This window comes from Pandoraea anapnoica, assembly GCF_902459765.1.
In the GTDB taxonomy this organism is placed as follows: Bacteria; Pseudomonadota; Gammaproteobacteria; order Burkholderiales; family Burkholderiaceae; genus Pandoraea; species Pandoraea anapnoica.
The window spans coordinates 103929-117095 of record NZ_CABPSP010000020.1; the positions used below are offsets into that span (position 1 = coordinate 103929).

The 13167-nt window shown below is 64.2% G+C and carries 9 protein-coding genes; 5 read left to right on the plus strand and 4 right to left on the minus strand.

Going from position 1 to position 13167, the window contains the following annotated elements; all coding sequences use genetic code 11:
- Positions 1-77 precede the first annotated feature (77 nt).
- A complete protein-coding gene (locus PAN31117_RS25400; protein WP_150740639.1) occupies positions 78-1154 on the plus strand; it encodes a zinc-binding dehydrogenase in 1077 nt (358 codons plus the stop codon).
- Positions 1155-1212: 58 nt separating this feature from the next.
- Here PAN31117_RS25400 and PAN31117_RS25405 read toward each other — a convergent pair whose 3' ends face one another.
- Positions 1213-1638: a GFA family protein gene (locus PAN31117_RS25405; RefSeq protein WP_150740640.1), complete on the minus strand. Its 426-nt coding sequence runs from the start codon at positions 1636-1638 to the stop codon at positions 1213-1215.
- Positions 1639-1802: 164 nt separating this feature from the next.
- Between PAN31117_RS25405 and PAN31117_RS25410 the strand changes: the two genes are divergently transcribed.
- A complete protein-coding gene (locus PAN31117_RS25410; RefSeq protein WP_150740641.1) occupies positions 1803-2261 on the plus strand; it encodes a YaiI/YqxD family protein in 459 nt (152 codons plus the stop codon).
- 210 nt (positions 2262-2471) lie between these two features.
- Here PAN31117_RS25410 and PAN31117_RS25415 read toward each other — a convergent pair whose 3' ends face one another.
- The 3 genes from PAN31117_RS25415 to PAN31117_RS25425 form a co-directional block, all read right to left on the minus strand.
- Positions 2472-4754: a hypothetical protein gene (locus PAN31117_RS25415; RefSeq protein ID WP_150740642.1), complete on the minus strand. Its 2283-nt coding sequence runs from the start codon at positions 4752-4754 to the stop codon at positions 2472-2474.
- Positions 4755-4868: 114 nt separating this feature from the next.
- Positions 4869-5972 (minus strand): helix-turn-helix domain-containing protein, encoded by a 1104-nt coding sequence (locus PAN31117_RS25420; RefSeq protein ID WP_174991123.1) that lies wholly within the window; start codon positions 5970-5972, stop codon positions 4869-4871.
- A gap of 5 nt (positions 5973-5977) precedes the next feature.
- Positions 5978-6850 (minus strand): LysR family transcriptional regulator, encoded by an 873-nt coding sequence (locus PAN31117_RS25425; protein WP_174991124.1) that lies wholly within the window; start codon positions 6848-6850, stop codon positions 5978-5980.
- 318 nt (positions 6851-7168) lie between these two features.
- On the opposite strand from PAN31117_RS25425, the gene PAN31117_RS25430 reads away from it, so the two are divergent.
- From PAN31117_RS25430 to PAN31117_RS25440, 3 genes are read left to right on the plus strand one after another with little or no spacing between them, the layout of a single operon-like run.
- The gene (locus PAN31117_RS25430; RefSeq protein WP_150740644.1) at positions 7169-8437 is read left to right on the plus strand and encodes an efflux RND transporter periplasmic adaptor subunit; all 1269 of its coding nucleotides are present in this window, start codon (positions 7169-7171) and stop codon (positions 8435-8437) included.
- 5 nt (positions 8438-8442) lie between these two features.
- A complete protein-coding gene (locus tag PAN31117_RS25435) occupies positions 8443-11595 on the plus strand; it encodes a multidrug efflux RND transporter permease subunit (protein WP_150740645.1) in 3153 nt (1050 codons plus the stop codon).
- The gene (locus PAN31117_RS25440) at positions 11592-13052 is read left to right on the plus strand and encodes an efflux transporter outer membrane subunit (protein WP_150740646.1); all 1461 of its coding nucleotides are present in this window, start codon (positions 11592-11594) and stop codon (positions 13050-13052) included. The genes PAN31117_RS25435 and PAN31117_RS25440 overlap by 4 nt, the downstream gene beginning before the upstream one ends.
- Positions 13053-13167 lie beyond the last annotated feature (115 nt).

Consider the following 13167-nt stretch of genomic DNA (forward strand, 5'->3'; position numbering starts at 1 on the left):
TGTTTGTAATCTATTTCAAACATACGTCCGGCGCGCCTAGAGTGCAAGGCATGTCATCTCAACCCGGAGTGTCGATCATGAAAGTCTGGATTCTCGAACGTGTCGGACAACCCCTCGTACTGCGCGACGTCGATACCCCCGACGTGCGCCCCGGTGCCGTGCTCGTGCGCATGGAGGCGGTTCCGCTTCTCAGCTACACGCGGGCCTATCTGAAGGGCGAGCTTCCGTATCAATACCCGGAAGGCCCGTTCACACCGGGGACGAATGGCGTCGGCACCATCGTGGCGACGGGGGCAGGCGTTCATCACTTTCGTGTCGGTCAGCGCGTGGCGGTCAATCCGTATCTGACGAGCAGCGAAAACGTCGACTCGCCTGCGGAAGTCCTGATCGGGCTGACGGGCATCAGCGACGACAGCGCGCCGCTACTGCGAGACTTTCCGCACGGCACGCTGCGTGAGATCGCCGAGTTTCCTGCGTCGGCGCTGGTGAGTCTGGAGGGGCTGGAGCATGTCCCGTCGGAACGGCTGGCCACGCTTTCCAAATTCGCCGTACCGATGGGCGGCCTGCGTCGCGGGCGTCTGGTGGCGGGTGAGACGGTGGTCGTGAACGGCGCGACGGGGGCCTTCGGTTCGGCCGCCGTGCTGGCTGCGCTGGCGATGGGCGCGTCGAGCGTCATCGCGCTGGGACGCCGCATCGAGCCGCTTGAATCGCTCGCCCGACCCGGCGGCGAACGGGTACGCCCGGTCGTCTTGTCCGGCGACGCGGTGCGTGACGCTGCGGCGATCAGGTCGGTCGCGCCCTCGGGCGTCGATCTGGCGTTCGATATGGTGGGGCAGGCGACGGACCCGTCCAGCACGCTGGCCGCACTGCGAAGCCTCAAACGCCGTGGGCGCATGGTGCTGATGGGCAGCATGAACGTGCCCTTGCCGCTGCCCTATGGCGAGATGTTGCGCAACAGCTGGGAGGTGATGGGGCACTTCATGTACGCGCCGTCCGACTATCGCGCACTGGTGGCCATGGTGCGTGCGAACCAGCTTTCTCTTGAGACGATCGGCGTGAAAACCTTCGCCTTCGACGATATCGAAGCCGCGATCGACGCCGCAGGTATGCAGGCGGGGTTAGATGCCACTGTGGTTTCGTTTGCCCGCGACTGAGTGAGATCGTGGGTGTGCGTCACGACGCTGGTGCATGCGTGGTGCCGTCGTCGGGGGCTTACGCCACCGTGTAAGTCGGGCCGTCCCAGCCGTCGAGGTACTTCGGCAAGTCGTCGACGACATCCACCACGCGCTCCCGGTAAAACAGGTGCATTGTCGGCGCGAGTGCGGCGTCGAGTTTTCCGCCGGTCGCGCGGGCGGTGAGTGCGTTCGGCACCACACGCATGCCAAGACGATTGGTACCGAAGACGACTTCGCCGCAGACGTCGCAGAACGTCTTCGTCATCTGCTTTTCCGGATGTTTGAACGTGCGTCCGGCGCGCTCGCCAACGCTGACCGCCTCAGACGCCCAAGCCGTCGCGGAAAAGACCGACGTGCCGTAAAAGTCCCGGCATGACGAACAGTGACAGTTCGCCCGCGCGGCAGGACTTCCGTGCAATTTCAGGGCCATATTTCCGCACAAACACGTGACGTTCAGTGACATGAGTCTCTCGTTAAGATGATGTCGACAATCTTTTCGGGGGGAACGAATTCGTATTGCGAACCCGTGTCACGAATTCGCGTAGCGCCCGAGTCTAGCATTCGTCAAGACGGCACCGTTCGCGCCTTGCCGTATCATGACGGCCTCTCTCCCGGAAAAGCCCTGAAATGCAAGTCCTCGTCGACGCCGACGCCTGCCCCGCAGTCATCAAGGACATTTTGTTCCGCGCGGCCAAGCGTGAAGAAATGATGGTGACGCTGGTGGCGAACCAGTTCCTGCGCACGCCACCGTCGCCGTTCGTCCGATCGATTCAGGTGCCGTCGGGGTTCGATGTGGCGGACGCACGTATCGTCGAGATGGTCGAAGCCGGGGATCTGGTGATTACCGCCGACATTCCGCTCGCGGCGGCGGTCATCGAGAAGGGCGGGTGTGCGCTCGACCCGCGCGGCAGCTGGTTCACGCCGGAAAACATCAGAGAGCGCTTGTCCGTGCGCGACATGATGGAGCAGTTGCGCACCTCCGGGATCGAGACCGGTGGTCCCGCCCCGTTCAGTCCGCGTGACAGCAAGGCGTTTGCGGGTGAGCTGGACCGCTTTCTGGCGCGCCAGCGCAAGTCACCTCGTTAAGCCCCGTTCAGCCTCGCCAAGCCTGCGCGCCCTCGGCGCGACCAACATCTCCAAGATATCGCTCGGCAGCTTCCGTTCGCGGGCTATGTCCACACAATCTCGTCCACGGTCGTCGGCAATCGCGGGGTCTGCCCCCGTATCGATCAGCAGGCGCAGTGTGGCAATCGGCAATTCTGCGGGCCGTGCTCGCCCCGCAGTATGCCAGCACAATCAGAAGAACATTTCCAGGTTGACCCCGACGTGCGTTCGCGAACCGACGTCGCCGCCTGCCACGCCGTTCACGAACGCCGAGACCTTCGCCTTTTTCGTCATCAGGTAGCCCACCCGCGCGCCGTATTCCACCCAGTTCAGACGGCTTGAGACCTGCGGCGTGAGACTGCCGATGCCGCCGACATTCAACTGCGAACCGTCGCGATAATTGAAACCGTGCGCCCACGCGCCCCAGACCGCCGCATCGATGCTCGACGTGAAGGCATGCACCCACTTCTCGCGGATCTTCAAGACGTTCATCGACGACGACGACGCCCCCATGCTGGCCTCGAAGGGGTTGCCCGGAGAAAGCACTTCGCTATACGTCGACGTGTGCATGACCTGACGTCCGAGTTCAATCGATTGGCTGAACTGATCGTTGTCGGTCGCATCGATGCGCATGCCGAGGCGGGCAAAGCCATAGGCCTGTCGCCCGGACGCATTGGCGCTGCCCGTGGCCGTGCCTGACCCGTTCGCGTAGTTGCGCGAGAAGCGGTAATTGCTGTCCGGCGAGTAGAAGCCGCCGATCTCGCCGAACCAGCCGAAGCGCTCACCGAGCCGGTGCTCGTAACGCAATTTGAGCGCTGCCGTGAAGGCTCCTTTCATCTGCGTGTCGGCGTAGGTCTCGGACGCGTAGCCCACCCCGGCCACGATCTCGAACGGTGCGAGATTCAGGTGCCCCGTGATCCCTGCGGAGAGCGAGCCGACAGCGCCAAACGCGGCGACACCACCCGTCGGCCCCGAAGCGCCGGACGTGCCGGATGCCCCGGACATCTGACCTTCGCCCAGCATCTGATCGGCGAAGCCGTGCATCTGTCCCATCACGCCCTGTCGCGCACGGCCCATTTGATCGGCCGACGCCTGCACCGATGCGGGGGTCGTGATACCGGCGATGACCGGCGGCGTCGGGGTGGCGGTGCCGGGAGACGTCCCGGGGGAGGTGCTGCCGTCAGGCTTGGTGGAGGGCGTCTCCGGGGTTGCTGGGTCCGGATCGGGCTTCGGCAACACCGTCGCATCGAGATAGCGGATGACATACACCTGAGGGGGGCTATTGAGCCCGGAGCGGAAACCGTCTCCCGCGATGTACTGCCCGTTGGCCGAAAGACCCGAGATAGTGCTCAGCGAGATGCCGCTCGTGGAAACCCCGGCATTGGAGAGCAGCGTGAGCAGATCCTGCATGCCGGTGACGTTTGTCCACCGGAACATGCGCAGTTCACCTTGCGCTGTGTAGGATCCCCCCACCACGACGGCGCCGTTGGCGCTGACGTGGGTTGCCACGGATAGCGGCCCGCCCATTGTTCCCAGATCGACCAGGCCGGTGGCGCTTGTCCAGCGGAATGCGTGCCAATAGGGGTTGCCCGGGGTCTGGCTGCCACCGACAATCGTCGTGCCATCGGTACTCATGGCGCTAAATGCCGTTTCATCGCCGCCCAGGGTGCCAAGATCTTTCATGCCGGTCGCGCTTGTCCAGCGGAATGCCCGTTGAGCGTTGCTCGCCGTGTTGGCCATGCCGCCCACGATGTTACCGTCGGCACTCACCGCTTTCGCATTGGACATAGTGCCGCCGATCGTCCCCAGGTCCTGCATGCCCGTGGACGCGGTCCAGCGGAACGCGTGTATCACCGAGGCGTCGGTGGCCGACGCGCCGGACCAGCCGACCACAACGCTGCCGTTGGCGTTCGCGGTGATCGCAATCGAGGCATCGCCGCCGAGCGTGCCCAGATTCGTCATGCCGCCGGCCGCCGTCCAGCGAAACGCGCGCTGGTCGGCCATGCCGTTCACCAGCGTGCCGCCCACGACGGTGGTGCCGTCTGCGCTTACGCCGAACGCGTTCGACGAGACGCCACCGAGGGAACCGAGACTCTGCGTGCCCCCGTCAGCCGTCCAGCGAAAGGCATAGCTCGTGCTGGACCCCGTGCGTACGTAGCCGACCACGACGCTGCCGTCGGCGTTCACCGCGTTGGCTTCGCCGCCCACGTCGCTGATGATCTGGACGCCGGTAGCGTTGGTCCAGCGAAAGGCGCGAAGGCCCGCTGGCGTCGTCAAAGTACCGATCACGGTCGAACCGTCCGCGCTCATACCCGCGGAATTCGTAGCGTTCGCTTGTGGCAACGAGAAGAAGATGGGCGTTTCCGCACTCACCGAATCTGCGGCGTAGGCGGTCGGGCTAAGCAGTGCGCCGGCCGCCAGGGCAACCAGAGAGGGGCGGGGGCGCGAGTGCGGGCGCGTATGAGCGAAGGCCATCGTGAAGGATCGTAAAAAAGCCCGATCTTCGACGAACCAATAATGGCCCGCCCCGCACGGCGTCCCGGAAAGATTGACTGCGCGTCCCAACGGCGGGACGCATGCTCACCACGCTCAGGCCGACACGTCGGATGCGGTGTGGGATGGGCCGGGACGCGAGCGCTGAAGGCCCTCCAGCCATGTCCGGATGGTCGTCTCGTCTCGTGACAGCGCTGCGCCATCGGAGCCGGGTAAGCCGGTGGGATGGGGATGGCGAACCATGGTCTTGTGCGCACTCGCGCGCACCTCTCCGGGACTGACACCGAACCGACGACGGAACGCTCGGCTGAACACGCTCTCGCTCGAAAAGCCGTAACGGTAGGCAATCTCGATGATGGCGATTCGCTGGCCGGTGGAGAGCAGAAGTTCGTCGAAACACCGGTCGAGCCTGCGGGCCTGAATGTAGGCTTGTACTCCGCCGTCATCCTGAAACCATCGGTACAGATTGGAGCGCGAGACCCCCATCGCCAATGCGATCTGCTCCGGCGACAACTGTTCGGCGTGCAAATGACGCTCGATATGCGCCTGCACCAGTCGTTTGACGCCGTCGCGGAGCACTTGCTGCGTCTGCGCGTCGCTGTCCAGAAGCTTCGACTGCGCGCCGCCGAGCAGAATCAGTCCCGCATTCACGGACGCGGCCATCTCCTCACTCGAAAGCGTGTGCGCGCTTCGCATGAGTTCGCTCAGGTGCGAGGCGAGTAGTCGGGAGGTGCCTAGCGCAGGATCCAGTACGGCACCATGCAGCTTGCGGTTGCGCAGCGACGTCGGCAGGCGGTCGCGCGGCACGGTGAGCGTGATCGTCGAAAACGATGGCGTGCGGCTGTTCACTGTCTGCCCGAGATCGAGCACGCTGATGGCCCCGGCACGGGCATTGACCGTGCGCTTGCCGTACTCACCCTCGATGCCGCCAGAGGTCACCAACTGGATCATCAGGTGATCGACGTGGCTGCGCCGCACGTCTGCCGCGCTGCGCCGATGCGTCATCAAGGCCGAGCAGGTGCTCCGGCTGATCAGGCAATCGCCCAGATGCGTGCCGCTCATCTCCCCCTGAAACCCCTGCGGGCTCGCTTCGATGCCAACGTCGACATAAGGTCGCACCAACGTGCGCCAGATCTCCGGCGCTTCCGGGTGTGTCCGGCTGTCGAACCGGGCGAAGAATTGCCGCGACGCGTCGTGCATTGTTTTCAGGTCCCCTGTGAACTCGCCCGCAACAACTCCCCGAAGCGAGCTTCGCACCAGCGCATGACATCGTTGGGTTCGCGACCGAACCGCCATAGCATGCGCACCGGCAACTGAGGAAGACCGAGATCGTCGCAGCGAAGCTCATGCAGATCTTCGTATTCCGCAATATCGATGGGCAGCACCGCCCAGCCTAGCTTGTCCACGACCATGCTGGCGATGACATAGGAGCTGTCCGCCCGCCAGATCGACGGGCTGAGTTGTAACGGCGTGATGTCGTCCATTTGCAACAGAATCTGACGATATTTTGCGAGATCGCCGCGCGTGACCTGATCGCGATAGGCCAGCGGATGGTCGCCTGCGACGAACACGCCCTGCACGGCCGAGCCGACGTACTTGTGGCCGAGCGCCGACGAAATCGCGCCACGGTCGACGTGAAAGCCGATATCCGCGCGCTGCTTCTCCACATACTCGGCGACTTCCGTCGAAGTACCGTTAAGCAGCGTCAGTTCAAGATAGGCGAACTGGTAGGCGAGGTCGCGCACCAGTTCGCTGACGGCCTGATACGGCAGCGCCTCGTCCAGCGCCAGCGACAACTGTGGCTGCTCGCCGAACGCCAGCGCGTTCGCACGATGGTTCAGCCCCTCGGCCTGCCGCAGCAACTCCTTGGCTTCGAGCAGCATCACCTCCCCCTGGTCGGTGAGGCGCGCATTTCGTCGGCTGCGGTCGAATAGCTCAAATCCCAAATCCGCTTCGAGCAACGAAATCGCCGTGCTCACCGCCGACTGGGCTTTCCCCATACGACGGGCGGCAGCAGATATCGAGCCGTCCTCCGCTGCCGCCACAAAGTAGCGCAATTGTTCTATTGTCCAGTTCATCCATTCATTTTATAGATAGGTTCCAACTTTTTCTAACAACAATTTCGCGGCAGAATCGCGCAGCTCCAATATGAAACGCCAGATTGAAATGCCAACATAGGCTTGGCGGCAGACGACCGGATCCCCCGGTCCGGTGGTCTCGGGCATAGACCTCCTTCGCGCAATGCGTACCTGCCGTCCATGGTGTCTCCGGAGCGATGCGGGGCCCCCGGTCCTCCCCCATCGCTGGCTCACTTGCAGCCAGCCCGTCGCTCGACGCCGCGCACCGAACGCGGTTGCGACACCCTTGACCGGATGTCGTAAATCCAACGTGCTTACATGTCATCGAAAATCGATAACCGAACTCTCCGTACCCGTTTCGGAGTCCTGACGGGTGTCTCCGTCACTCTGATCGCCAGCGTGTTGCTTCTCGCCGCGTGCTCTGGCCGTGACAAAAAGGAAGAGGCCGACGCCACACCGGAGGCCGTCGTGCGCACGGTCGAGCGTCGCGCCGAGCCACTCATGACCGAGCAGCCCGGTCGTCTCGAGGCCTACCGCAGTGCCGACGTACGCGCCCGCGCGGGCGGCGTCGTCATGGAGCGGAAATATCAGGAAGGCCAGAAGGTCGCCAAGGGGGATGTGCTGTTCCGCATCGACCCGCAGCCGCTGTCCGCTGCACTTGATGCCGCACGCGGTGCGCTCGCCAAAGCGCAAGCCGAACACGATTCCGCGAAAGACAAGATCGAGCGCTATCGTGGCCTGCTTGAGGAACGCGCCATCAGCGCCCGTGAAGACGCGGAGTCCCGTGCTGCCGAAGCGCGCACGCGTGCCGAAGTGCTGGCCGCCCGCGCCGAAGTACGTAAAGCGGAACTCAACCTCGGCTACACGAGCGTCGTCTCTCCGATCGCTGGACGCGTGCGTCGTGCCGAAGTCACCGAAGGCGCACTGGTCGGCCTCGACTCGCCCACACTGCTCACGCGAGTGGAACAGATCGATCCGATCTACGTGAACTTCTCGCAGCCAGCGGCGCAGGTCTACGCCATGACGCGCGACCTGCGGGCAGGCAAGCTGGAGCATGGCAACGAGGCGTCCGCGCCGCAGGTCCATGTCACGCTGCCGGACGGGCGCGAGTACACCTTGCCCGGCAAACTGCTTTTCACGGATCTTGCGGTCGACCCCGGCACGGACACCATCGCCATGCGCGCATTGCTGCCGAACCCGGACGGCGTGCTGCTGCCCGGCGCGTTCGTGCAGGTGCGGATGCAGGGCGCGGTGAATCCGAACGTGGTGCGTGTGCCGCGCGAAGCGCTCACGCGTACCACGGCGGGCGCCATCGTCCGTGTGGTCGACACCGACGGCAAGGTACATGACCGTAAGGTCCACGCCGACGCCATCGAAGGTCATGACTGGCTGGTGACGGACGGTCTCAAGGGCGGCGAGCAGGTCATCGTTCAGAACCTGACGCAGTTCTCCGACGGCATGAAGGTCAAGACCAAGGTCGCGGGCAATGACGCCAAAGACGTGAAGCGCGCGGGCGAAGGCACCACCAAGTCCACCGACGCCGAGCCTCAGGGCAACGGCAGTCCGGCCTCCAAAACGGAGACGTAATCCAAATGGCTCGTTTCTTTATCGATCGCCCGGTTTTTGCCTGGGTGATCTCGCTGATGATTACGCTCGTCGGCTTGCTGGCCATTCGAGCGCTACCCGTCGCGCAATACCCTGACATCGCGCCGCCGATGGTCAGCGTGTATAGCAGCTACCCGGGCGCTTCGGCGAAGGTCGTCGAAGACTCGGTCACGGCCATCATCGAGCGTCAGATGAACGGTGCGCCGGGGCTGATGTATACGTCTGCCACGAGCGGTAACGGCGAGTCGTCGGTCAACCTCACGTTCCGTCAGGGCACCAGCCTCGATCTGGCGGCCGTGGAGGTGCAGAACCGTCTGAAGACGGTCGAGTCGCGCTTGCCGGAAGTCGTGCGTCGCTATGGCGTGAAGGTCGAACGTGCGGCCGACAACATCCACATGGTGGTGACGCTATCGTCGCGCAATCCGGCCATCGGCGAATTCGATCTTGGTGAGTTGGCGGCGTCGCAGGTCGTCAATCAGCTCAAGCGTGTGCCGGGCGTCGGTCAGGTGCAGTTCTGGGGGACGGAGAAGGCCATTCGCATCTGGCCAGATCCGGCCAGACTCGTCGCGCTCGATCTCACGGCCTCGGACATCGTCTCCAAGGTGCGCGCCTATAACGCGCGCGTGACGGTCGGCGATCTGGGCGCGGGCTCGACGCCGACGTCCGCGCCGATCAACGCCAACGTCGTCTCCGACACCACCTATTCCACGCCGGAGCAGTTCGCGAGCATTCCGTTGCGCGTGCGCGCCGACGGTTCGGCCATCCGGCTGGGCGATGTCGCGCGTGTGGAACTGGGGGCGTCGGACTACAACTATTCGTCGCGCGTCGACGGGTTGCCAGCCACGGCCATGGGCATCAAGCTCGCGGCGGGCTCGAACGCCGTCGAGGTGATGAAGGCGGTGCGCGCCGTGATGGACGAGCAGGCGAAGCTGTTCCCGGCGGGCGTCGAATATCAGATGCCCTACGAGACGGCGTCGTTCGTGAAGGTGTCGATCCAGAAGGTCGTGAAGACGCTGCTCGAAGCCATCGTGCTCGTGTTCATCGTGATGTACCTGTTCATGCAGAACCTGCGTGCGACGCTGATCCCGACGCTCGTCGTACCGGTGGCGTTGCTGGGCACGTTCGGCGTGTTGCTGGGCCTCGGGTACTCCGTCAACACACTCACGATGTTCGGCATGGTGCTGGCCATCGGCATTCTGGTGGACGATGCCATCGTCGTGGTGGAGAACACCGAGCGGATCATGGTCGAGGAGGGGTTGTCCCCGTACGCGGCGACGGTCAAGGCGATGAAGCAGATCAGCGGCGCCATCATCGGCATTACGGTGGTGCTGGTGATGGTGTTCATTCCAATGGCGTTCTTCTCGGGGGCGGTGGGCAACATCTACCGGCAGTTCGCGGTCACGCTCGCGGTGTCGATCAGCTTCTCCGCATTCCTCGCGCTCTCGCTGACTCCGGCGCTGTGCGCGACGTTGCTGCGGCCGGTGGCGCACGACCACCACGAGAAGCGCGGCTTCTTCGGCTGGTTCAACCGCACGTTCGCGATGGGCACCGAGCGCTACACGCGCCGGGTCGACAAGACGCTGCGTCATCCGTGGCGCTCGATGCTGGTGTATGGCGCGATCCTGATCGCGGTGCCGCTGGCGTTCATGCGTCTGCCGTCCGCCTTCGTGCCGGAGGAAGACACCGGCAGCTTCATGGTGATGGCCTCCGAACCGCAAGGCGCAACGTTGCCCGAGGCGATGACGGCGCTGGAGCGCATCGAGAGCTATCTGATGCAGAACGAGCCGGTCAAGCACGTGTTCGTGCTGGGTGGCTGGAACGAGTTCGGCGCGGGCCCCGGCGGCGGCATGTTGTACGTCACGCTCAAGGACTGGCATGAGCGCACGTCGAAGCATGACGGCGTGAACGCCATCGTCGAGCGTGTGAACGCGAAGTTCACCGGCCAACCGGACCGCATGATGATCGCGATGAACAGCCCGGCGCTGCCGGAACTCGGTTCGTCGAACGGCTTCAATCTGCGCTTGCAGGATCGTGCCGGTGTGGGCACAGAAGTGTTCACCGCCGCGCGCGACGAGTTGCTGAAAAAGGCGGCCAGGGATCCCGTGCTGAAGAACGTGATCTTTGCCGGGCAGGGCGAGGTGCCGCAGATCGACATCGCTATCGACCGTCGCAAGATGGAAGCGCTCAAGGTCAGCATGGACGACGTGAACACCACGCTCGCCACCATGTTCGGCTCGGAGTATGTGGGCGACTTCATGCTCGGTGCCGAGAATCGTCGCGTGGTCGTGCAGTCGGACGGGCGTCAGCGTGTGTCGCCGGAAGACATCGGCAATCTGCGTGTGCGCAACGCCAGCGGTGAGATGGTGCCACTGGCGTCGTTCGTCACGCTCAAATGGAAGCTCGGTTCGCCGCAGTTGAAGCGCTACAACGGTTATCCGTCGTTCACGATTCAGGGCGAATCGGCCCCGGGCAAGAGCAGTGGCGAAGCCATGGCGCGTATGGAGCAACTGATGTCGGAGATGCCTGCGGGCATCGGGCACGAGTGGAGCGGTCAGTCGCTTGAAGAGCGGGCGTCGGGCGCGCAGGCACCGATCCTGTTTGCGCTGTCGGTGCTGGTGGTGTTCCTCGCGCTCGCAGCGCTTTACGAGAGCTGGGCGATTCCGGCGGCGGTCATCATGGTGGTGCCGCTCGGCGTGATCGGTGCACTCGGTGCGGTGAGTCTGATGGGCATGCCCAACGACATCTACTTCAAGGTCGGCCTGATTGCGACCATCGGTCTGTCGGCGAAGAACGCCATTCTGATTGTGGAAGTGGCCAACGATCTCGCGAAGCAGGGCATGACATGGTTCGATGCGGCGGTGGAAGCTGCGCGACTGCGTTTGCGTCCGATCGTGATGACGTCGCTGGCGTTCGGCTTCGGCGTGGTGCCGCTGGCGATTGCGACCGGCCCCGCGTCGGGTGCGCAGCGCGCGATCGGTGTGGCCGTGCTGGGCGGGATCGTGACGGCCACGGTGCTGGCGATCTTCCTGGTGCCACTGTTTTTCCTGCTGGTGGGCCGCTTCGTGCGCCGCTCGCATCCGGGCAAGGATGCGCCGCATGATGGGCATGATGCCGCACCGGCCGTAGAGGGGAAGGTATGACGATGTTTCGACCCCGCATGCGCGGGATAACCGTGGCTGGCGTGTGCCTGTTCGCGCTGCTGGCCGGATGCACCATGGCGCCGACGTACGAACGTCCGACTGCGCCGATACCGACGACGTACGAAGCCCCGACGGGTAGCGGTGTGCATCTTGCACTCGCCGATCCGCTCTCCGCCGACGCCGATTGGGCGGAGGTCTTCACGGACGCGGACTTGCAGACGCTGATTCGTCGTGCGCTCGCGCAGAATCGCGACTTACGGCTGGCGTCGCTGCGCGTGCAGGAAGCGCGCGCCTTGTACGGCATCGAGTCGGCCAATCTGCTGCCGAGCGTTCAGGCAGGCGGCGCGTTCTCCCGTCAGCGCTACTCCGGCTCGGCCGGGCAACCCGATGGCGCAAGCAATATGCCAGGCGGTTATGTCACCAACGACGTGCGTGCGACGGTGGGCGTGAGTGCGTTCGAGCTGGACTTCTTCGGGCGTGTGCGCAGTCTGCGCGACGCCGCGCTTCAGGAGTATCTGTCGAGCGAGGAAGCACAACGCGCGGCGCAGGTGAGTCTGGTGGCGGAAGTGGCGACGTCCTATATCGGGCTGGTCGCCGCGAACGAACAGATCGCTTACGCGCGCGATGTGCTGGCGGCGCGTGAGGACGGCATTCGCGTCATTCGTCTGCGTGCCGAGCGTGGGCTGGTCGACGACCTCGACCTGAACACGGAAACGACGCAGGTCGAAGTGGCGCGGGCGGCGCTCGCTGAACGCGAACGTCAGCGCAGCGAGATCGTGCACGCGTTGCAGGTGCTCACCGGCGACGTCGGTGCGAAGCCTGCGGCGGCATCGTCGCTCGACGGTGCTTTCGTGGTGCCGGTCGCGGCGGGCTTGCCGTCGTCGTTGCTGATGCGTCGTCCGGACATTCGTCAGGCCGAAGCGAAGCTGCGCGGGGCCAACGCGAATATCGGCGCGGCGCGCGCGGCATTCTTCCCGTCGGTCCGGCTGACGACCGACATCGGTACCGCCAGCGCCAGCTTCTCCGATCTGTTCGGCGCGGGCACCGGCGTGTGGTCCTTCATGCCGCAGATCACTGTGCCGATCTTCAGCGGCGGGCGCAATATTCAGGGCCTCAATCTGGCGAACGTTCGCAAGGAGATGGCGGTGGTCTCCTACGAGCGCGCGATCCAGACGGCGTTCGCGGAAGTCGACGATGCGCTCACGGCACAGCAACTGCTCTCGCGTCAATATCAGGCGCAGAAGCGCGTGTCCGACGGTGAGCGCGAGCGACTGCGGCTGGCCAAACGTCGCTACGTGAACGGGGTGGCGAGCTATCTCGAATTGCTCGACGCGCAGCGCAGCGAATTCCACGCGGCGCAGCAACTGATCGACGTGAAGCAACGGGTGCTCGTCAATCACGTGGCGCTGTATCGTGCGCTGGGTGGCGGATGGAAGCCGGAGGGCGATGCCTCGTGACGTGATCGTAGTTTGACCGCATCGGTCTCCGTCAAACAAAATCTATGGTCACCCCCGTTTTTGCAAGACTGATTTGATGCAGTGTTTGGCTTGCCTAAATCTATCCGGCGTCGAT